Consider the following 19,702-nt stretch of genomic DNA (forward strand, 5'->3'; position numbering starts at 1 on the left):
TGTGCCCATTCTCCAGTTCTTTCGAGTGCGGGAATCCAGGTGTTCCGTGTGCCTGGTATGTCTCATGAGCAAGGCTGGAGGAGCGGATGGCGATCTATCGTAGGTATGACTATATGTTGAAAAAAGTGAACAAGGCGCTGTTGGGCCTGGCCTTGTCGATAGGGGTCACGTCCTCGTTCGCGGCCGAGGCCAAGAAGGTCGATGTGCTGCTGATCGGCGGCGGGATCATGAGTTCGACCCTGGGCATCTGGCTCAACGAGCTGCAGCCTGACTGGTCGATGGAAATGGTCGAGCGCCTCGATGGCGTTGCCGAAGAAAGCTCCAATGGCTGGAACAACGCCGGTACCGGTCACTCGGCCCTGGCCGAGTCGAACTACACGCCGTACGGCAAAGACGGCAAGATCGACATCTCCAAGGCGATCGAGATCAACGAATCGTTCCAGATCACCCGTCAGTTCCTGTCCTGGCAGGTCCGTCAGGGCGTGCTGAAGAACCCGCACTCGTTCATCAACTCGACACCGCACATGAGCTTCATGTGGGGCGATGACAACGTCAAGTTCCTCAAGGATCGCTACACGGCCCTGCAGACCAGCCCGCTGTTCAGCGGCATGCAGTACACCGAAGATCAGGAGCAGATCAAGAAGTGGGTCCCGCTGATGATGGAAGGGCGTGATCCGAAGCAGAAGATCGCCGCCACCTGGACGCCGATCGGCACCGACGTGAACTTCGGCGAGATCACCCGCCAGTACGTCGCCCACCTGCAACAGCAACCGAACTTCAAGCTCAAGCTGTCCAGCGAAGTACAGGACATCAAGCGCAACGAAGACGGCAGCTGGCGTGTGGTCTACAAGAACCTGAAAGACGGTACTGAAACCCAGACCGACGCCAAGTTCGTGTTCATCGGTGCCGGTGGCGGTGCGCTGCACCTGCTGCAGAAGTCCGGTATTCCCGAGGCCAACGACTACGCGGCCTTCCCGGTCGGCGGTTCGTTCCTGGTCACCGATAACCAGGACATCGCCCTCAAGCACATGGCCAAGGCCTACGGTATCGCTTCGACCGGCGCGCCACCCATGTCGGTTCCGCACCTGGACACCCGCGTGCTGGATGGCAAGCGCGTGATCCTGTTCGGACCATTCGCGACCTTCTCCACCAAGTTCCTGAAGAACGGTTCGTACTTTGACCTGCTGACCAGCACCACCACCCACAACGTCTGGCCGATGACCCGCGTGGGTATCGATCAGTTCGACCTGGTCCAGTACCTGGGCGGTCAACTGATGATGTCCGATGACGATCGCTTCAACGCCCTGAAGGAGTACTTCCCCGAGGCGAAGAAAGAAGACTGGCGCCTGTGGCAGGCCGGTCAGCGCGTGCAGATCATCAAGCGTGACGAAGAGAAGGGCGGCGTCCTGAAGCTCGGTACCGAAGTGGTCAGCGCCAAGGACAACAGCATCGCCGGCCTGCTGGGTGCATCGCCAGGTGCTTCCACCGCCGCGCCGATCATGCTGACCATCCTGGAAAAGGTCTTCAAGGACAAGGTGGCCACCCCTGCCTGGCAGGAAAAGCTGCACCAGATCGTGCCTAGCTACGGCACCAAGCTGAACAGCAGTCCCGAGGCTGTGCAGAAAGAGTGGAACTACACCGCTGAAGTCCTGCAACTGACCACCCCTCCGGTGATCAGCCAGACCGCAGTGGCACCGGCCGCTCCTGCCGCTGCCGACAAGCCGAAGGCCGAGGACAATCCGAAGGCTGACATGGCGCTGTAAGTAACGCCCGCGTCAACGCAACAGGCTGCACAAAAACGCCACTCGCCCGAGTGGCGTTTTTGCATCTCCTCCGATCATTGACTGAGCGTTCCCACGCCCCTGAAGTTGATCGCTCCCACGCTCCCGAGTGGGAATGCCTCTCTGGACGCTCCGCGTCCGCTCTTGTGACGCGGAGCGTCACGGGCTGCATGCCCAAGGGGACCGTGGGAACGATCAACGATCATGTTGGGGTTGTGCCGAATTCGTCATGCCGGGCGGTCAAACTGATCAAGCCTCAGGCTTGTCCATGGGCAACTCTGGAACCCTTCTTTCTGGAGTGACCTATGACTCGACTGACGCTGGACCAGGCCCATGCCCTGGCCAAACTGATCCTGCTGCACAACGGTTTCAGCCTTGCCCATGCCGATGCCGTGGCCGATACCGTGGCGGCCGGCGAGCGCGATGGTTGCGCCTCCCATGGCCTGTACCGGGTGCTCGGCTGCGTCGCTTCGCTGAAGGCCGGTAAGGTCGAGGCCAATGCCCGGCCCGAGGTGATCGACCAGGCGCCGTCGATCGTACGGGTTGATGCGGCCGGCGGGTTTTCCCAACTGGCATTCCAGGCCGGCTTGCCCTTGCTCAAGGACAAGGCCCGGGCCAATGGCATTGCCGCCATGGCGATCAATCGTTGCGTGCATTTTTCCGCGCTCTGGGTCGAGATCGAGCAACTGACCGAGGCCGGCCTGGTGGCGCTGGCCTGTACGCCGAGCCATGCCTGGGTCGCTCCGGCGGGCGGCAACCAGCCGGTGTTCGGTACCAACCCGATTGCCTTTGGCTGGCCCCGTGCGGGGCACGATCCGTTTGTCTTCGACTTCGCCACCAGCGCCATTGCTCGGGGCGAGATCGAACTGCACCGGCGTGCCGGCAAGACGATTCCCGAAGGCTGGGGCGTGGATGCCCAAGGGCAGCCCAGCACAGACCCGAACGTGGTGCTCGACCTGGGCGCGATGCTGACTTTCGGCGGGCACAAGGGCTCGGCGCTGGCAGCGATGGTGGAGTTGATCGCCGGGCCGCTGATCGGCGACCTGACCAGCGCCGAATCCCTGGCTTATGACGGTGGCAGCAAGTCGTCGCCGTACCATGGCGAACTGATCATTGCCCTCGATCCCCGGCGCTTTCTTGGCGACGCCACCGAGCAGCACCTGGCCCGTGCCGAAAGCCTGTTCGAGAGTATCCAGGGGCAGGGGGCACGGTTGCCGTCGCAACGGCGTTATGAAGCGCGGGCGCGCAGCCTGGTGGACGGCGTGGAGATTCCCACGGCGTTGTACAACGATCTCAAGGTGCTGCTGGCCTGATAGGGGACACTCCAGGGGCAGGCTGGAAACCCTGACCCTGTGGGAGGGGGGCTTGTGTGGGAAGGGGCTTGCCCCCGAAGCTTTTAGTGGTTTTGCGGGCCTCATCGCTGGCAAGTCAGGCTCCTACAGGTTTCGCATCCGGCATTTACCAGGCTTCGCGGCTGCTCTGGCCGTCCACCAGGCGGGCAATCCCCAGGGGGTTGGCGTTCTTCAACGCATCCGGCAGCAATTCATCCGGGCAGTTCTGGTAGCACACCGGCCGCAGGAAACGGTCGATGGCCAGGGTGCCGACCGAGGTGCCACGGGCATCGGACGTCGCCGGATACGGTCCGCCATGGACCATCGCCTCGCACACCTCGACCCCGGTCGGATAACCGTTGAACAACACCCGGCCAACCTTCTGTTCGAGTAGCGGCAGCACCTCGGCATGTGTCTGCAGATCGCCGGATTCGGCAATCAACGTCGCCGTCAGCTGACCGTGCAGCCCTTGCAAGGCGCGATGCAACTCGTCCCGGTCAGCGACTTCGACCAGCACGGTCGTCGGGCCGAAGACTTCCTCCTGCAGCAGCGGATCGCCATTGAGCAACAGGCCGGCATCGGCCTGGAACAACTGCGGCAAGGCCTGCTTGCCCTGTTGCGGCTGACCGGCCAGATGGGTGATCCGCGGATGCGCGAGCAGCGCCTGGAGGCCTTTTTCATAGCTGCCGAGGGTGCCGCTGTTGAGCATGGTCTGCGCCGGTTGCTGGCCCATCAAGGCCGTCAGGCTTTCGGTAAAGGCGCTGAACGCCGGCGAGCGCAAGCCGATCACCAGCCCGGGATTGGTACAGAACTGCCCGCAACCGAGCACCACCGAGGCGGCCAGTTCCCGGGCGATGCTCTCGCCGCGCATGGCCAGTGCCTCGGGCAGGACCAGCACCGGATTGATGCTGCTCATCTCGGCGAATACCGGGATCGGTTGCGGGCGCGCCGCGGCCATGTCGCACAGGGCCCGGCCACCCTTGAGCGAACCGGTAAAGCCGACGGCCTGGATCGCCGGGTGCTTGACCAGCGCCTCGCCGACCCCGCCACCGTAGATCATGTTGAACACGCCCGGGGGCATGCCGGTCTGCTCGGCGGCGCGGATGATCGCGTCGGCGACCCGCTCGGCGGTTGCCATATGGCCGCTGTGGGCCTTGAACACCACCGGGCAGCCGGCGGCGAGGGCGGCAGCGGTGTCGCCGCCGGCGGTGGAGAAGGCCAGCGGGAAGTTGCTGGCACCGAACACCGCCACCGGGCCGAGGCCGATGCGGTATTGACGCAGGTCGGCGCGCGGCAGCGGCTGGCGCTCGGGTTGCGCGCGGTCGATGCGCGCGCCGTGGAAGTCGCCACGACGCAGGACCTTGGCGAACAGGCGCATCTGCCCGCTGGTACGTCCGCGTTCACCCTGGATACGTGCGTTGGGCAGGGCGGTTTCACGGGTGACCAGGGCAATGAAGTCGTCGCCCAGGGCATCCAAATGGCTGGCGATGGCTTCGAGGAATTCGGCGCGGCGGCTGGCCGGTAGGGAGCGATATATCGGATAGGCGGTCGCGGCGGCCCTGGCGGCGGCGTCCACTTCTTCCGGGGTGGCCTGGATAAAACGGTAGGGCAGGGCTTCGTCGCTGCTGGCGTCGTGGCTGTGCAGGACGACAGTGCCGGCGGCGCTGCGGGCACCACCGATATAGTTATGACCGAGGATCTCGGGCATGGGTAACTCCGATTGATCAGGGGCTCGTGTCGAGCTCTTTGGATTTCCTGTGGCGGGCAGGGCCTATTCGCGGGCAAGCCCGGCGCCTACAGAGCCTCGGTCGAATTCAAAGTTTGTAAACGACGCAAAACTGTAGGAGCCGGGCTTGCCCGCGAAAGCGTCGGGACAGCCACTGCCGCTCTGGCAGGCTGTTCCCGGCTTTTCATTCAGAGGCCTACATCCGGCAATGCCGGCCGATTGGCCATGGCCTTGGCCATGATCTGTTCGACGAACACCCGGTCCGCTTCCGGCAATGCCAGGCGCGGTGGGCGGGTCAGCGCGCTGCCGCGACCGGCAATGGCTTCGCACAGCTTGATGCACTGCACCAGGTCGGCGCGGGCATCGAGGTGCAGGATCGGCATCAGCCACTCATAGATCGGCATGGCTTCGGCGAAGCGACCGGCCTTGGCCAGGCGGAAGATGGTTTCACCTTCCTTGGGGAACACGTTGGACATGCCCGAGACCCAGCCTTCGGCGCCCACGGCAATGCTTTCCAGGACCACGTCATCGAGACCGGCGAACAGCACGAAACGATCGCCGACTTCATTGCGCACGTCGATAAAGCGCCGGGTATCACCGGAGGAGTCCTTGAAGCACACCACGTTGTCGCAGTCGGCCAGGGAAATCAGGATGTCCGGGGTCACGTCGTTTTTGTAGATCGGCGGGTTGTTATAGACCATCAGCGGCACGTCGGCGTGCTTGGCCACGTAGCGGTAGTGCTCGGCGGTCTCGAACGGCTTGGAGCCGTAGACCAGCGCCGGCATCAGCATCACGCCGTCGACACCGACCTTGCGCACGGCATTGGCCACCTTGGCCGCCTGCACACTGGTGAACTCGGCAACGCCGCAGATCACCGGCACGCGGCCCTTGGAGGCGTCCACCGCGACTTCGGTCACGGCGATCTTTTCCTCGGCGGTCAGCGAGGTGTTTTCCCCCACCGAACCACAGACCACCAGACCCGAGACGCCGTCACGGATCACGTTGGAGATCACTTGGTGGGTCTTTTCCAGGTTGATGGAAAAGTCGTCGTTGAATTGAGTGGTGACCGCCGGGAAGACGCCGCTCCAGTTGATGCGCTTGCTCATGATTAACTCCAGTGGTTAAAAGTATTTCGTATACGATGTTTTAAGTGAAAAAATTCAGCCAGTGTTTTTTCGCCGGGCGCCGTGCTGGCGCCACCGCTTTGTTGCAATCAGCCGTCAGGCAGTGGGTTGTTACTCAGGCGCCGGGCCAGGTGTCCGACAGCCGGTAGCCCTGTGGCCACGGATCGGCGGGGTCGAGCAGCAACTGGTGGGTCCCGGTGATCCAGGCGCGACCGGACAGGCACGGATAGATCGCTGTGCGACCGGCCAGTTCGGTCATGGAATCGATACGGCAATGGAACTCCGAACCGATGATCGAGCGGCCGATAAAACGCTCGCCGACCTTCAGCACGCCCTTGGCCTGCAACACCGACATGCGCGCCGAGCAGCCGGTGCCACAGGGCGAGCGGTCGATCTTGCCGGGGCGGATCACCACGGCGTTGGCACCGGTGGCGACACCGTTCTCGTAGACCACGGGCGCGGCGATCTGGCAGAAGGAGATGTGCGACCAGTCGGGGTTCAGCGGATGGACGAACCCCAACTGTTCGTTGGCGGCGCGGGTGATCTTCAAGCCGATCTCGACCATGTCCTTGGCTTCGTCGGGGCGAATCTGGAAGCCCAGGGTCTGGGCATCGACGATGGCGAAGCTGTCGCCGCCATAGGCGGTGTCGATCTGGATCGAACCCAGGCCTTCGACTTCGATCCAGGCGTCGAGGCGATCGGCGAACGACGGAACGTTCTTGATTTCCACCCGCTGGACCTTGCCGTCCTTGCACTCGGCCACGGCTTCGATCAGCCCGCCGGGGGCTTCGAGCACCAGCCGGGTCTGCGGTTCGGTCATCGGCAGGATGCCGCTGTCGAGCAGCACGGTGGACACGCACAGCGAGTTGGAACCGGACATCGGCGGGGTATCGGCCGGCTCCATGATGATCCAGGCCATCTGCGCCCGTGGGTCCTTGGCCGGCACCAGCAGGTTGACGTGGCGGAACACCCCGCCGCGCGGTTCGTTGAGCACGAAATTGCGCAGGGTTTCATCCTGGGCGATCCAGCGCGACTGTTCCCATACCGTGGCGCCCGGCGGCGGGGCGACGCCGCCGACAATCACATCGCCGACTTCGCCTTCGGCGTGGCAGCTGACCACATGAACGATTTTCGATGAACGCATTGATACACCTCCTGTCTGTTCACTCTGTAGGAGCCGGCTCCTACGGGGGAGCGGTTATTTCACGGATTTGAGGAACGCCGCCGTTTCCGGCTGCACGGGATTGCCGATGACCTGGTCGGGCGAGCCGATCTCGTGCACCAGGCCGTTGCGAAAGAACGCCACGCGGTCGGAGACATCCCGGGCGAAGCGGATTTCATGGGTGACCAGGACCATGGTCATGCCGTCTTCGGCGAGCATGCGCATGGTGTCCAGCACCTCGCCCACCAGTTGCGGATCGAGGGCCGAGGTGGCTTCGTCGAACAGCATGTAGTCCGGCGACATGGCCAGGGCGCGGGCGATGGCCATGCGTTGCTGCTGGCCGCCGGAGAGCTTGCCGGGGAAGGTCTTGAGCTTGTCACCCAGACCCACGTGGGTCAGCTGCCGTACCGCCAGTTCCTCGGCCTCCTGCTTGCTCCTGCCGAGTACCTTGCGCGGCGCCAGCATGACGTTTTCCAGCACGGTCAGATGCGGGAAGGCGTTCCACTGCTGGAACACGATGCCGATCTTCTGTCGCAGGCGGTTGAGGTCGGTGGCCTTGTCGTGGACCTCGATACCGTCGACGCGGATATTGCCCTTGTGGATCGATTCCAGGCCGTTGATGCACATCAGCAGGGTCGACTTGCCGGAGCCGGAGCCGCCGATGATCGACACCACCTCACCCTTGTTCACTGTCAGGCTGACGCCCTTGACCACTTCCAGGTCGCCGAAGGATTTGTGTACGTTGTCGATCTCAATCATTTTCTTGCCACCTTCTTTCCAGACGAGCGCCCAGGCGTGCGACCACCAGGCTCATGACGTAGTAGATAAGGCCCGCGATGCACAGCACCAGCAGCGGTTCCTGGATGCGGGTGACGATGGTTTGCGAGGCGCGCAGCAGTTCGACGATGCCGATCCACATCACCAGCGCGGTGTCTTTCATGACGCTGAGCACCAGGTTCAGCCAGCCGGGGAATGCCACCCGCGAAGCCATCGGCAGGACGATCCAGCGCAGGTCCTGCAGGTAGCTCAGGCCCAGCGAACGGCTGGCCCGGCGCACGCTCAGCGGCACCGAGAGCACGCCGCCGCGGACGATCTCGGTGAAGTACGCGGCGGCGTAGATCCCGAGCACGATGCAGCCGACGGTGAAGGCGCTGATGTTCAGGCCGACGATGCTCTTGAGCGAGTTGAACAGCACGAACTGGATCAGCAGCGGCACGCTGCGGAACACGTCCAGGACCCAGGCCAGCGGCAGGCTGACCCTTGGCAGCAGGGCGCGCAGCAGGCCGAACGCGAGGCCGGCGACCGTGCCGAGCAGGATCGACCAGACCGTCAGTTGCAGGGTGACCCAGGCCCCGCTGAGCAGGAACAACAGGTCATTCCAGGTAAGACTGGTGGAAAACATTAAGCAGACCCCTCAGTAACGGAACAGCCGCCAGGACAAGAGCCGGGCTACCGCGACGATCGCCTTGGCGATCAGGTAATACAGCACCGCCGCGATGGCGAAGTATTCGAAGGTACGGAACGTCTTGACGTTGTAGTCCTGGGTCACCCCGGTCAGGTCGTTGTTGAGGCCGACGATCACCCCCAGCGAGGTCATCAGCACCGCCCAGACCATCTGATTGGTCAGCGGATAGAACACCACGCGCAACAGTTGCGGGACGATGATCATCCGGTAGGCCTGGAAGGCGCTCATACCCAGCGAACGTGCCGCGCGCATCTGGGTGTCGGGCACCGCCTTGAGGCCGCCGCGGAAGTTCTCCGCCAGGTAGCCGGCGTTGTTGAAGGTGATCCCGGCCAGCAACGCCAGCCAGGAGCTGACATGCAGTCCCAGGGAGCCGAGGCCGAAGTAGAGGATGTAGATCTGGAACAGCGACGGCGTGTTGCGGGCGATGGACACCCAGCCGTTGCCGATGCCGCGCAGCACCGGGTGTTTCGCCTCGCGCATCACCGTCAGGGTCAGGGCGATCAGCACCCCGAAGACCATCGACAGGGCGGCGGTCTCGAAGGTTACCCAGGCGCCGTTGAGCATGTCGGGCAGGGCCCGGAATGCCGAGCGCCACTGGAACGTATAATCAAACATGCGCCGCTTCCTCCTGTGGCAGCCAGGTCGGCAGATGCCCGCTGGCCTCGGCGCTGCAGGCGCTGTCGACGCACTCGGCCAGGCTGGCGAAATGCACCGTGCGCCCGACCAGGCCGGGTGCGTAGTGGGCGTATTTGCCGGAGTTGGTCATCAGCGTCCGCGCGGCCGGTGGGATCACCGGTTCACCGACCATGCACCAGCAGGTATCGGTGATCAGGGTCGCGCCGAAGGCTTCGATCACGGCGATATGCCCGGCGGCACGGGCCTGCTCCAGCACGGCACGACCACAGGTGATCGCCAGCACCACGCCTGGGTGTTTGTGGCGGCCACGGCACAGGCGAGCCAGGTGGGCGAACTCGGTCAGGGAGAAGTGCGGGTTGCCCAGCGAGACCACATCCACCCGCGGCTCGCGGGCGCTGTTGAGTTCACGCCAACTGCCCAGCAGGTCGTCCAGGCTGATGCGGTGCAGTGGCAACGACAGGCCCGGTTCCAGCACCTGCAACGGATCGAGGGCTTCCGGGGTGACTCCGGCGATATGGAACAGCGGTGCCGCCGAGGTGGTGGCGAACGCCGCGCCGAAGGCCTTCAGGTCGTCGAGGCTGGGATTGGCCAGCTCCAGGCCGCGCACCAGCGGGATGCGGCTGCCGGACAGGGCACCGATGTGGTAGCCGAGCAGCGGATAGAAGGCATCGTCCAGTTCGCCCATGGGCGGTACTTCGATCTCCAGGCGCGCCTTGCGCTGTTCGGCCAGGTGGCAGCCAGTCAGCGGTGCACGGCCGGTCAGGGCGATGCAGATATCCAGGTAGTCGGGGTATTTCTGGGTCCAGGCCCCGAGCACGCTGTTGGCATAGACCACGGCGTTGGATTCGGCCCAGACGATCTGTTCGCCGGCTTTCGGCGCGCTGTCGAGCAGGTAGGGCGCGCAGGTGTAGCTGAGTTGCGCGCCCATCGCCATATAGGCCGTGCCCAGGGCACTGGCGGGTTCGCCGAGAGCCGGGTCGACCCCCAGTTCACGCCAGCGGCGCTGGTCCACGGAAATGGAATTGAGGGTGGTCGGGACGCGCACGCGCGCGCCCCATTGCACCAGTTGTTCGGCAAAGCGCAGGCTCGCCGGCCCGGTATAGATGCAGCCGTCGATATGCGCCTGGGTCACGTCCAGCAGGCTGGACGCACCTTGCAGCTCGGCCATCTGCAGGACGATCTGCATGGCCACCTGGGCCGCTTTGCCGTACTGGCCCTCAAGCAGGGCCAGGTCATGCTCGCTGAGTTCGACGCTGCTCGTCGTCGCCCCGGCCTGCGCCGGCGTGACCGGTGCCTGCCAGTGCTCGGCGGGTGTTGCGTCGAACAGGGTCAGGCTGTTGCCCTCGACCCGGGCAAAGGCCTGGCCGCGCAGGGCGGCAAAGGCCTCCCGGCCGATGCACAGCACCGGCAGGGAACGTTCGAAAATCACCTTGGCCACCAGCACGCCGAGGGTCAGGATCTCATCGGCTTCGGCCAGTACCAGCGCGGCCGGTGCGTGACCATTGCTGATCAGCTCCATCATCACGCTGCTGCCGGTACAGGAACCGCGGCCGCTGGGCAGCGCCAGCACGCGGCCGGCCAAATGCTCGCCGCTCAAGGGGTGATGGCGGTCGATCACCTCGCCGCTGAACGGATCGACACCGCCCCAGAAACTCAGGCCGATATCGGCGAACAGCAAGGGGCCTTGGGCGGCTCCCTCGACCAGACTGCGTCCGGTGAGGGAAGTGGGCGTGCTGGGCATGCAGGTTTCCTCAGTAGTAGACGTGTGGCACGGTCAGGTCAGCCGGTGGAATCTCGGTCCCGACCCACTTGGTGAACAGCTCGTTGTAACGTCCGGTACGGACCTGCTGGTTGATGAACAGGTTGAGGTAGTTGATCAGGCCATACTCGTTGCGCTTGGCGCCCAGCGAGACATAGTCGATCACGTAGGGGGCATTGCCGGCGACCTTCAGGCCCTTGTACTTGCCTGATTTAAGCGTAGCCGCGGCCACGGTGTTGGTGACGACGGTGGCATCGATATGGCCCTGGGCGACGGCCAGGATGGTGTCGTTCTGCGACTGGTAGGCACGGAAGCTGCCGGTGCCCCAGCTTTTCTGGTCTTTTTCCAGGGCGATGGCTTCATAGGTGCCGCTGGTGTTGCCGACAGGGCGACCCTTGAGGTCCTCGTATTTGCTGATGCCGGTGTCTTCGCGGGTCAGGACCACCATCTGGAAGGCGAAGTAGGGGAGGGTCAGGCCGACGGTCTTGGCCCGTTCGAGGGTGTCGGAAGTGGACGCGACGATGACGTCGGCACGGCCCGAGACCAGTGCGGGAATACGGTCCGGGAACGGTGTCTCGACGATCTCGGCATCGACGCCGAGGACCTTGGCCAGGTCGTTGCAATAGTCGACGTCGAAGCCCACCGGTTTGTTGCTGGCATCACGCGAGCCCATCGGCGGAAAGTCCAGGGTCACGGCACAACGCAGCTTGCCGGAGCCGATGATGTCATCGAGCTTGTCGGCCTGGGCCGTGGCGATAAAGGACGAACTGAGAACCACACTGAGCGCTACGGCAAAAACGGGATTTTTCATGGATGCCTCGTTATCGGTAAGTGGTGTTGGCTTTCGTATTATGAATTTCGTATACGATATTATATTAGCAATGACTGTGCCTGTTTCTACGTTAGAACATGAATTCTTCATCGGCCCACGGGTTAGAGGGTTTGTCGGGCAATAAGGGCGTAGATGCCCGCTTTTATTGGGCTGCAGGGTGTTACAGAAGGGAGCACGTTTCGCCGTGCACGCCCCTTAAAGGAACACACAGGCTTTGCGAGGGACTCATTGTGGCAAGCCCGTTGCCACAAGGTCTTGCCAGATTCGGAGCACGTTGGAGGCTCAGCGATGGGTTTCGCGGTAATGGCTTGGCGACAGGCCGGTGAGGGCGCGGAACTGGCGGCTGAAGGCGCTGTGGTCGGTGTAACCGCAACGCAGGGCGATCTCGGTGATCGGCAAGTCGGCGTGCAGCAGGAGTTGCGAGGCTTCCTCCAGGCGGGCCTTGTGGATCATCTGCCGCGGGGTGAGCTGGAAGATCCGCTTGCAGTGACGTTCCAGTTGGGCCACCGACAAGCCGGCGATCCGCGTCAGTTCGGCAAGGCTGATGGGCTGGGCGAAATGCTCGCGGATATGGGCGTCCACCGCGGCGACCTTCTGGAAGGAGGGGTGGTTCGATTGCGGCAGTTGCAGGTCGCGGGAAATGCCCGCCAGGCCGACGATCCGCCCCTGCGGGTCGCGCAGCGGAACCTTGTGGGTCAGGCACCAGATCGGCTGATTGCCGTAATAAAGGTGCAGCTCCAGCTGGTCGGCCAGTTCGCGCCCGCTGCTCAGGACCCGGCGGTCCTGCGCGGTATAGGAGGCGCCGAAACGTTCCGGGAAGACCCGGTCGGCGGTCAGTCCCAGCAGTTCGTCGGGCAGCTTGAAGCCGCAGCGCCGGGCCAGGGTCTGGTTGACGAAGGCGTAGCGCGCCTCGCTGTCCTTGATGAAGAACACCACGTCCGCCAGGGTATCGAGCAAGGGGGCGATGGTACTCAGGCTGCCCAGCAGGATCGGCAGGTCGCAGGGCTTGAATCTGTTGAGCGAGGCATACATGGCGTCGGGCGTCTGGCGGCAACTCTCGGGATCATAGAGATCCGTCGAGGTTGCCGAAACCCCCGCGCCGCTATTCATGCCGGCGGGGTGTCGTCGAGGCACAGCAGGGTGTCGATCCGCGCCGGACTGAACGGCGGGCGTGGTGCCGGGAGCTGCCAGCCGAACAGATGCCGGGCCGCGCCGCCGCACACCCGGCCCTGGCAGGCGCCCATGCCGCAGCGGCTGGCCAGCTTTGCTTCGCGCCAGTCGCGATGACCTTGCAGGGCGGTATAGGTGACATCCTCGCAACGGCACACCAGGGTGTCGGGCTCGGCCAGGGCCTTGAGTCGCGGGTCCAGGGCAAAGGCTTTGTTCAGGGTATCGGCGAAACCCTGCCAGCGTGCCCGGACCGGCCACAGGCGCCGGGCCGCGTCACGCTCGCCGACCGCCGCATGGCCGGCAATCGAGCCTTCCACCAGGGCCAGTTCGCTACCACCGAAACCGGTGCATTCACCGGCCGCGTAATGATCGGCGAGGCTGCTGGCCTGCCAATCGTCGGCGGCCAGGCCCTGGCCGTCGAGCGCGCAACCCAGGGCTTCGCCGAGCTGGGTGTTGGGGATCAGGCCGAAGCCGCAGGCCAGGCGGTCACAGGCCACCTCGACGACCTTGCCGCGCTGTTGCAGGCGCACCGCTTCCAGGCGCTCGCTGCCGAGGGCGGCGATCACATGGCTGCCGGTGCGGTAATGCGTGTCGAACAGGCCGAAGGCTTGCAGCCACTTGTGCGGCCAGCGTGGCAACTGCGCGGCGAACGCGGCGACGGCGGTCCGCGAAGCCTGTTCGGCGATTCGCAGGACCTGTGCCCCGGCGTGTCGGGCGGTGGCGGCGCTGGCCAGCAGCAACGGTCCGCTGCCGGCGATCACCAGGCGTTCGCCGTTGACCGGCAGGCCGCCCTTGATCAGTGCTTGCAGGCCGCCGGCACCGGTAACACCCGGCAGCGTCCAGCCGGGGAAGGGCAGCAACAGTTCGCGGGCGCCGGTACAGAGGATCAGCTTGTCGTAGCCGATCTGCCAGCCCCGTCGCGGGTCTTCGAGCAGCAGTTGTTTCGGGCCGGTGCTGGCGATCACCCGGGTGCCGGGATAATACCGGACGTTGTCGCAGGCCCGCAGGCGCTGGCGCAGCTCACGTGCCTGGGGTGGCAGCTTGGCCTGCGGGCCGTCACGCCAGATCTGCCCTCCGGCCAGCGGGTTGTCGTCGATGATGACGATACGTGCGCCGCTGGGCGCGGCGGCCAGGGCGGCGGCGATGCCCGAGGGACCGGCGCCGATGATCAACAGGTCGGCGAATTCGCTCATGGCCGGGTCTCCACCTGCATGCCGTCCTGGCACAGGGTCTGGCAGGCCAGACGGCGATAGCCGTCGATGCTGACCCGGCATTCCTGGCAAATGCCCATGCCGCACAGCGGCGCACGGCGGCGGCCGCTGACCGAGGTGCGGCTGCAACCGTCGCCGCCGAGGGCCAGGGCCGCGGCCACGGTGGTGCCTTCGGCGACGCGCAGGGCGCGACCGTCCAGTGTCAGTTCAGGCATGGGTGTGCGCTCCGAGAAAGCGTTGCGGCAGATAGGCGGCGGCAGCCAGGGGTGGCGTTTCGTTGAACAGCTGGGCGACCAGCAGGTCGGCGGTGCCGGGAGCGGTGGTCACGCCCAGGCCTTCATGACCGACGGCCAGCCACAGACCCTCGCGCTGCGGATGCTGGCCCACCAGCGGCAGGCCGTCCGGGCTGGCCGCGCGCAGGCCGGTCCAGGCACGGATCGCATTCAGCCGGGCCAGCCCCGGCAGGTATTCGACGGCACGTTTGAGCATCTTCGCCAGCATCCAGCCTTCGACCTGCAGGTCGCGGGTGCCGAACTGCCGCGAGGCGCCGATAAACAACTGGCCGGTGGGCCGTGGCTGGATATTGCAGGCGGCGGAAGGGCCCTTGGCGTTGTGGGTGCTGGTGACATAACCCAGCTCCACCAGGGTATGGGTGACGCTGCCGGGGTAACGGTCGGTGATCAGCAGGTGGCCTTTCTTCGGTTCGATGGGCAGTTCCGGGCACAGCTCGTTGGCCTGCACGCCGTTGGCCAGGACCACCGCCCCGGCGCTGAGCCAGTGGCCGTTGTCGAGTCGTACGCGGTTACCATCGATTTCGCTGACCCTGGCCCGACGCTGGCGAATACCAGCGGTTTCGAGCATCCAGCGGGCCGTGGCCGGGGCATAGAGAATGCCGTCGCCGTGGATCAGCAGGCCGCCTTCGAGGCCTTCGCGCAGTTGCGGTTCGCGTTCGCGCAGGGCCTGGCTGCCGAGCAGTTCGCAGGCGATGCCATGGGCCTGCAGGTTGGCATGCTTGGCCTGGGCCACGGCCATTTCCTCGGCATTGGCGGCGATCCACAGCGTGCCGTTGTTGCGATAGGCACAGCCCTCGGGCAGATCGGCAGACACCTCGCGCCAGCGCTGCACGGAGTATTGGCACAGCGCCAACTCCGCCGGGTTGTCGTCGAGCACCAACAGGTGGCCCATGCCCGCCGCCGTGGCATTGGGCAGGCCGGCGTCCAGCACCAGCACGCTCAGCCCCCGGTTGGCCAGCGCCTGGGCACAGGCGGCGCCGACGATCCCCGCGCCGATCACGATGATGTCGGCCACCGTGCCTTCGTTCACAGACGGATGCCCCAGGCGAACGGGTCGTCCTGTTCGAGGATCAGTGTCGTTTCGGCGCTGATATGCGCGCGCCCGCGAATGGTCGGCACGATGCGTTCGCCGTCGGCCTCGTAGGCGCCTTCGAATTCGCTGCCGATCACACTGGCCTGGCGCCAGACCTGTCCCGGCTGCAGCTTGCCGTCGGCCGCCAGGCACGCCAGCTTGGCGCTGGTACCGGTGCCGCAGGGTGAGCGGTCGTAGGCCTTGCCGGGGCAGAGCACGAAGTTGCGGCTGTCGGCCCGGGCGTCGTCGGCGAACAGCTCGACATGGTCGATCAGGCCGCCGTCTTCGCCACGGATGCCTTGCTGCTCCAGGGCTTGCTGCACGGCGAAGGTATAGGCGGTCAGCGCTTCGAGGTTGTCGCTGGTGACGTCCAGGCCGTGGTCGGCGACCAGGAAGAACCAGTTGCCGCCCCAGGCGACATCGCCGATCACCTCGCCGATGCCCGGCACGTGCAGGGCCAGTGCCCGCAGGTAACGATAGGACGGGACATTGCGCACACTGACAGAACGGTCTTCGTGCAGGGTGGCGTGCACCGTGCCCACCGGGGTTTCGATGGCGTGGATGCCCGGTTCGATCCGCCCCAGATGCGCCAGCGAGGCCACCAGGCCGATGGTGCCGTGGCCGCACATGCCGAGGTAGCCGGTATTGTTGAAGAAGATCACCCCGGCCGTGGCCGCCGGGTTCACCGGTTCGCACAGCAGCGCGCCGACCAGCACATCGCTGCCGCGGGGTTCGAGAACACAGGCGGCGCGCCAGGCATCATGTTCTTCGGCCAGGCGCTGGCGGCGTTCGGCCATGCTGCCACGGCCCAGGTCGGGGAAACCGGCGGTCACCAGGCGGGTCGGTTCGCCGCCGGTATGAGAGTCGATCACGCTGATACGTTGCATGGCAGGTCACTGTCGAATAAAGGAGTTCGCAGAGTGGCCTGTGGGAGGGTGATCCGGCTTGATGCTTTTATCGGGCGCTCATGACGAAATCAGCACAGTGCTGCCTGGATCAATGGGCGCGTGGCAGGTGCTCCAGCAACGTCGCGCAAACCCCGGCAATGTGCTCGTCGAGCAGTTTCACCGCCTGTTCCACATCACGGGCACGGCAGGCCTCGATGATGTCGCGGTGTTCATGGTCGGCGCGTTCCTTGCCGGCCGAAAGGCTCATCTGCAGGCGCAGGTAGCGTTCCAGCTTGTCGTTGACCGAGCGGATCAGGCTGACCAGGAACGGCCGCTGCGCCGGCTCGTAGAGGCAGGCATGGAGTTCCCAGTTGAGTTCGGCCCAGCGCCCGACGTCATTCTCGCCGACGAACTCCTGGCAGATACGTTCGGCCCGGGCGAAAGTGGTTTCGGTCATGTTCGGGATGGCCAGGCGCAGCACCTTGTCTTCAAGCAGCATGCGCACTTCGAACATCTGCGCCAGTTCCGGCTCGGAGAGGCGCGTGACCATCGCCCCGCGGTTGCGCTGGAACATCACCAGGCCCTCGGCTTCCAGGCGCTTGAGTGCCTCGCGCACGGGAATCTTGCTGACGTTGAACTGGCGGGCGATTTCGTCCTGGCGAATCGGTTCGTCCTCGGCGAAATTGCCGGCGACGATGGCATCGCGCAAGTGCCGGGTAATGATCTCCGAGGTCGAAGGAGCATTGCCCAGGTCCGGGAGATTGAGCTTGGGTAGGGTCACGGCGCGGTCATTCGAAAGAGAAGAAAGGGATATGGTATACAAAAAACGTTTTGTTTTCCTGCCTTCGATGGAAAAGGACGTGCTGATGTCGCAAATGGGCCGGGCCATGACGCGATGGTGGGGCGCCTGTGCAAGGCGCCCGCTCTGAATCACAGAGGCGAGGTTTTCCGCGGGCGCCCACCCAGCTTGCCGTTTTCCCGGGCGGCTCGGGATTTGGCTTGCGTCGATTTCGAGCCGCCTTTCTTGCCCAACTGGCTGGCCATCCACGAGGCACTGCCGAGCACGCCCTGGATCAGCGAGGGCAGGTGGATATCGACATCCAGGGCCGGAAAGTGCAGACCCTGGCCGGTCGGACTGATTTCTATCCGGTCCAGGTCCTCAGGCTTGGCATTGGCCAGGCCTTCGACCAGTCGCGGAGGAAACGACAGGCTGACCCCGGAATCGAACCCGACGACCACGCAGGCGCTTTCGGCGTCGTAAGCGGCTTTTTCCGCACGGGGGGCGTTGGCCTGGAACGCTTTGGCGGAGCGCTTCGCTTGCTGGAACTCAAGTTCAGTCAAAGTCACCATGGATCTCCTTCCACTGCTTGCATTGATAGGCCAGGTCGGCGGCCAGTTGGGCGCTCAACAGCTTCAGTCGCTTGTACGAAAAACCGTGATTTTCTCTCAACTCCGGCGGACCTTCCGGGCATCCGAGGTAGAACACCGCCTCGTCTTCGCGGGTCATGACATGCACGTGGCAGGGCCGGTGGTCGTTGGAATAAATCACTATCCGTATGTCATCGAATCGAGCTGTCGTTACCATGATCCAAGATTAACCTATACGCTTGGGTTTTTGAAAATTACCGACGTATGGCAGCGTTCGGCTGACATTCCTTGTCGGCACCCTTGAGGGTAGAAGCAGTGCGCAGGGCCGCGTCGTCACAGGTATTTCCTGATATTTGCAAGTACGACGTCCTGGATGCCGGACGTTGTGAGGCGGCAATCGGAGCGTGATTTTTCCGCTCGATAAATGAGTAACCATTGATTACATCAAGGAATGACTCAAAATCCATCATGGCCGTTTATCCGAGTTGGAGGAGGCAATACAGTGGTTTGCCAGCGCTGTCTGGCACCCGCTGGAGGTGTGGGACTCGCCTCGAGTCGCGGCCTTTGGCCCGACTCCCGGAGCCGCGAATCCTTGCCATGAACCGATCTGAAAACAGCGTTCGACCCGCCGCCGCACTTCCTTCCCCGTCTTCCTCCTATGCACAACGAAATGCGCCGTACTGGCGGCGCAACCTGGCCGTCTGTGTGTTCGGCTCGTTCACCACCCTGGTCAGCCTGAGCATGCTGCTGCCGTTTCTACCGCTGTATGTGCAGCAACTCGGGGCAGAGTCGCCTGCGGCGGTGGTGCAATGGTCGGGGATCGCCTTCAGCGCGACCTTTCTCGGTACGGCGGTGACCGCGCCGCTCTGGGGGCGCCTGGCCGACCGTTACGGACGCAAGGCGATGCTGGTGCGGGCGGCAATCGGCATGGCGATCGTCATGTCGCTGATCGGTGTGGCCCACAGCGTCGTCGAACTGGTGGTGCTGCGCCTGATCGCCGGCCTGATCGGTGGATTTGCCTCGGCGTCCATCGTGATGGTCGGCACCCAGGCTCCTCGCGAACGCGCCGGCTGGGCCCTGGGCATCCTGTCCACCGGGGCCCTGGCCGGGAATCTGGTCGGGCCGCTGGTGGGTGGTTTCCTGCCGATCTGGGTCGGTATCCGCGGGACCTTCTTTGTCGGTGGCGGGTTGATCGCCCTGACGGCACTGCTGGTGATCCTGCTGGTACGCGAGGACTTCCGGCGCGGCGTCGATGGCAAGCAGCTTCAAGCGAACGGCGACGGTATCTCGACGACCCCGCGTTCAGTCATCGTGGCCCTGTTGCTGACGGCGATGATGGTGCTGCTGGCGAACATGTCCATCGAGCCGATCATTACGGTATTTATCGCACAACTGGATGTGCCGGCCGATCAACTGACCCGGGTCGCCGGTGTGGTGATGGCGTCCTCGGCCCTGGGTAGCGTGCTCACCGCCGCACGGCTGGGCGCCCTGGCGGATCGGGTCGGCGCCTGGCGCGTGATCATCGGTTGCCTGCTGGCCACTGGCCTGGTGATGGTGCCGCAGGCCTTCGTCACCCAGTGGTGGCAACTGGCGCTGCTGCGCGGATTGATGGGCATGACCCTTGCCGGATTGTTGCCGGCGATTGCCAAGCTGGTGCGTCAGTCCGTCGACGAGCGCGAGTCCGGGAAAATGCTTGGCTACCTGCAATCGGCGCAATTCACCGGGCAGGTGGTCGGGCCCTTGCTGGGCGGCCAGGTGGGCGCGCATATCGGCTTGCACGCGGTGTTTTTCGTCACCGGTTCACTGCTGGTGGTCTGTGCCGCGCTCAATCAGTGGGTGCGTCTCGCCGGCGGGCGAGGGGCCGGGCGCGAAGCGGCCAACTGAC

19 protein-coding genes are annotated in these 19,702 nt (G+C 64.5%); 3 read left to right on the top strand and 16 right to left on the bottom strand.

Annotated elements, in window-relative coordinates; genetic code table 11:
* Positions 1–113 precede the first annotated feature (113 nt).
* Together mqo and HX851_RS14910 are read left to right on the top strand one after the other, a co-directional pair.
* On the top strand, positions 114–1,763 hold the full coding sequence (gene mqo, locus HX851_RS14905; RefSeq protein WP_177058126.1) for a malate dehydrogenase (quinone): 1,650 nt from the start codon (positions 114–116) through the stop codon (positions 1,761–1,763).
* A 323-nt stretch (positions 1,764–2,086) separates the two neighbouring features.
* Positions 2,087–3,094 carry an Ldh family oxidoreductase gene (locus HX851_RS14910; RefSeq protein ID WP_177065923.1) on the top strand — a complete coding sequence of 336 codons (1,008 nt, stop codon included), beginning with the start codon at positions 2,087–2,089 and terminating at the stop codon, positions 3,092–3,094.
* A 145-nt stretch (positions 3,095–3,239) separates the two neighbouring features.
* Here the strand turns inward: HX851_RS14910 and HX851_RS14915 are convergent, their stop codons facing one another.
* The 16 genes from HX851_RS14915 to HX851_RS14990 all read right to left on the bottom strand — a co-directional run bounded on the left by HX851_RS14915 (position 3,240) and on the right by HX851_RS14990 (position 18,034).
* Positions 3,240–4,820 carry an aldehyde dehydrogenase (NADP(+)) gene (locus tag HX851_RS14915; RefSeq protein ID WP_177061029.1) on the bottom strand — a complete coding sequence of 527 codons (1,581 nt, stop codon included), beginning with the start codon at positions 4,818–4,820 and terminating at the stop codon, positions 3,240–3,242.
* A 206-nt stretch (positions 4,821–5,026) separates the two neighbouring features.
* Positions 5,027–5,944 carry a dihydrodipicolinate synthase family protein gene (locus tag HX851_RS14920; protein ID WP_177061027.1) on the bottom strand — a complete coding sequence of 306 codons (918 nt, stop codon included), beginning with the start codon at positions 5,942–5,944 and terminating at the stop codon, positions 5,027–5,029.
* Between the two features lie 133 nt (positions 5,945–6,077).
* Complete coding sequence (locus HX851_RS14925) at positions 6,078–7,106, bottom strand: trans-3-hydroxy-L-proline dehydratase (protein WP_177065924.1); 1,029 nt, start codon at positions 7,104–7,106, stop codon at positions 6,078–6,080.
* A 54-nt stretch (positions 7,107–7,160) separates the two neighbouring features.
* Entirely contained in the window at positions 7,161–7,883 is a 723-nt protein-coding gene (locus tag HX851_RS14930) for an amino acid ABC transporter ATP-binding protein (protein ID WP_177061023.1), read from the bottom strand.
* Positions 7,876–8,526 carry an amino acid ABC transporter permease gene (locus tag HX851_RS14935; RefSeq protein ID WP_177065925.1) on the bottom strand — a complete coding sequence of 217 codons (651 nt, stop codon included), beginning with the start codon at positions 8,524–8,526 and terminating at the stop codon, positions 7,876–7,878. Before HX851_RS14935 ends, HX851_RS14930 begins: the two co-directional genes overlap by 8 nt.
* A 12-nt stretch (positions 8,527–8,538) precedes the next feature.
* Positions 8,539–9,204 (bottom strand): amino acid ABC transporter permease, encoded by a 666-nt coding sequence (locus HX851_RS14940; RefSeq protein ID WP_177061020.1) that lies wholly within the window; start codon positions 9,202–9,204, stop codon positions 8,539–8,541.
* Entirely contained in the window at positions 9,197–10,966 is a 1,770-nt protein-coding gene (gene lhpI / locus HX851_RS14945) for a cis-3-hydroxy-L-proline dehydratase (protein WP_177061018.1), read from the bottom strand. Before lhpI ends, HX851_RS14940 begins: the two co-directional genes overlap by 8 nt.
* Positions 10,967–10,976: 10 nt before the next feature.
* Complete coding sequence (locus tag HX851_RS14950; protein WP_177061016.1) at positions 10,977–11,795, bottom strand: ABC transporter substrate-binding protein; 819 nt, start codon at positions 11,793–11,795, stop codon at positions 10,977–10,979.
* A 303-nt stretch (positions 11,796–12,098) separates the two neighbouring features.
* Positions 12,099–12,848, bottom strand: coding sequence for an AraC family transcriptional regulator (locus HX851_RS14955; RefSeq protein ID WP_177061056.1), 750 nt, complete (start codon positions 12,846–12,848; stop codon positions 12,099–12,101).
* A gap of 74 nt (positions 12,849–12,922) precedes the next feature.
* Positions 12,923–14,179 carry an NAD(P)/FAD-dependent oxidoreductase gene (locus HX851_RS14960; protein ID WP_177065926.1) on the bottom strand — a complete coding sequence of 419 codons (1,257 nt, stop codon included), beginning with the start codon at positions 14,177–14,179 and terminating at the stop codon, positions 12,923–12,925.
* The gene (locus HX851_RS14965; protein WP_177065927.1) at positions 14,176–14,412 is read right to left on the bottom strand and encodes a (2Fe-2S)-binding protein; all 237 of its coding nucleotides are present in this window, start codon (positions 14,410–14,412) and stop codon (positions 14,176–14,178) included. Before HX851_RS14965 ends, HX851_RS14960 begins: the two co-directional genes overlap by 4 nt.
* Positions 14,405–15,520 (bottom strand): NAD(P)/FAD-dependent oxidoreductase, encoded by a 1,116-nt coding sequence (locus HX851_RS14970; RefSeq protein WP_177065929.1) that lies wholly within the window; start codon positions 15,518–15,520, stop codon positions 14,405–14,407. Before HX851_RS14970 ends, HX851_RS14965 begins: the two co-directional genes overlap by 8 nt.
* Positions 15,517–16,449 (bottom strand): 4-hydroxyproline epimerase, encoded by a 933-nt coding sequence (locus HX851_RS14975; protein WP_177065931.1) that lies wholly within the window; start codon positions 16,447–16,449, stop codon positions 15,517–15,519. The genes HX851_RS14970 and HX851_RS14975 overlap by 4 nt, the downstream gene beginning before the upstream one ends.
* Before the next feature lie 109 nt (positions 16,450–16,558).
* The gene (locus tag HX851_RS14980; RefSeq protein WP_177061006.1) at positions 16,559–17,230 is read right to left on the bottom strand and encodes a GntR family transcriptional regulator; all 672 of its coding nucleotides are present in this window, start codon (positions 17,228–17,230) and stop codon (positions 16,559–16,561) included.
* Positions 17,231–17,379: 149 nt separating this feature from the next.
* Complete coding sequence (locus tag HX851_RS14985; protein ID WP_218173456.1) at positions 17,380–17,799, bottom strand: DUF2442 domain-containing protein; 420 nt, start codon at positions 17,797–17,799, stop codon at positions 17,380–17,382.
* Complete coding sequence (locus HX851_RS14990; protein ID WP_177061004.1) at positions 17,783–18,034, bottom strand: DUF4160 domain-containing protein; 252 nt, start codon at positions 18,032–18,034, stop codon at positions 17,783–17,785. Before HX851_RS14990 ends, HX851_RS14985 begins: the two co-directional genes overlap by 17 nt.
* A 380-nt stretch (positions 18,035–18,414) precedes the next feature.
* Here HX851_RS14990 and HX851_RS14995 point away from each other — a divergent pair, with 380 nt between their 5' ends.
* Positions 18,415–19,701 (top strand): MFS transporter, encoded by a 1,287-nt coding sequence (locus HX851_RS14995; protein WP_177061002.1) that lies wholly within the window; start codon positions 18,415–18,417, stop codon positions 19,699–19,701.
* Position 19,702 lies beyond the last annotated feature (1 nt).

It is taken from the genome of Pseudomonas gingeri, assembly GCF_013385635.1.
Taxonomy (GTDB): Bacteria; Pseudomonadota; Gammaproteobacteria; order Pseudomonadales; family Pseudomonadaceae; genus Aquipseudomonas; species Aquipseudomonas gingeri_A.

What these genes read in the sequence shown, in the direction of transcription:
- mqo (WP_177058126.1), top strand. Translation starts at nt 114, where the DNA reads ATGTTGAAAAAAGTGAACAAGGCGCTGTTGGGCCTGGCCTTGTCGATA.
- HX851_RS14910 (WP_177065923.1), top strand. Translation starts at nt 2,087, where the DNA reads ATGACTCGACTGACGCTGGACCAGGCCCATGCCCTGGCCAAACTGATC.
- HX851_RS14915 (WP_177061029.1), bottom strand. Translation starts at nt 4,820, where the DNA reads ATGCCCGAGATCCTCGGTCATAACTATATCGGTGGTGCCCGCAGCGCC.
- HX851_RS14920 (WP_177061027.1), bottom strand. Translation starts at nt 5,944, where the DNA reads ATGAGCAAGCGCATCAACTGGAGCGGCGTCTTCCCGGCGGTCACCACT.
- HX851_RS14925 (WP_177065924.1), bottom strand. Translation starts at nt 7,106, where the DNA reads ATGCGTTCATCGAAAATCGTTCATGTGGTCAGCTGCCACGCCGAAGGC.
- HX851_RS14930 (WP_177061023.1), bottom strand. Translation starts at nt 7,883, where the DNA reads ATGATTGAGATCGACAACGTACACAAATCCTTCGGCGACCTGGAAGTG.
- HX851_RS14935 (WP_177065925.1), bottom strand. Translation starts at nt 8,526, where the DNA reads ATGTTTTCCACCAGTCTTACCTGGAATGACCTGTTGTTCCTGCTCAGC.
- HX851_RS14940 (WP_177061020.1), bottom strand. Translation starts at nt 9,204, where the DNA reads ATGTTTGATTATACGTTCCAGTGGCGCTCGGCATTCCGGGCCCTGCCC.
- lhpI (WP_177061018.1), bottom strand. Translation starts at nt 10,966, where the DNA reads ATGCCCAGCACGCCCACTTCCCTCACCGGACGCAGTCTGGTCGAGGGA.
- HX851_RS14950 (WP_177061016.1), bottom strand. Translation starts at nt 11,795, where the DNA reads ATGAAAAATCCCGTTTTTGCCGTAGCGCTCAGTGTGGTTCTCAGTTCG.
- HX851_RS14955 (WP_177061056.1), bottom strand. Translation starts at nt 12,848, where the DNA reads ATGTATGCCTCGCTCAACAGATTCAAGCCCTGCGACCTGCCGATCCTG.
- HX851_RS14960 (WP_177065926.1), bottom strand. Translation starts at nt 14,179, where the DNA reads ATGAGCGAATTCGCCGACCTGTTGATCATCGGCGCCGGTCCCTCGGGC.
- HX851_RS14965 (WP_177065927.1), bottom strand. Translation starts at nt 14,412, where the DNA reads ATGCCTGAACTGACACTGGACGGTCGCGCCCTGCGCGTCGCCGAAGGC.
- HX851_RS14975 (WP_177065931.1), bottom strand. Translation starts at nt 16,449, where the DNA reads ATGCAACGTATCAGCGTGATCGACTCTCATACCGGCGGCGAACCGACC.
- HX851_RS14985 (WP_218173456.1), bottom strand. Translation starts at nt 17,799, where the DNA reads ATGGTGACTTTGACTGAACTTGAGTTCCAGCAAGCGAAGCGCTCCGCC.
- HX851_RS14990 (WP_177061004.1), bottom strand. Translation starts at nt 18,034, where the DNA reads ATGGTAACGACAGCTCGATTCGATGACATACGGATAGTGATTTATTCC.
- HX851_RS14995 (WP_177061002.1), top strand. Translation starts at nt 18,415, where the DNA reads ATGAACCGATCTGAAAACAGCGTTCGACCCGCCGCCGCACTTCCTTCC.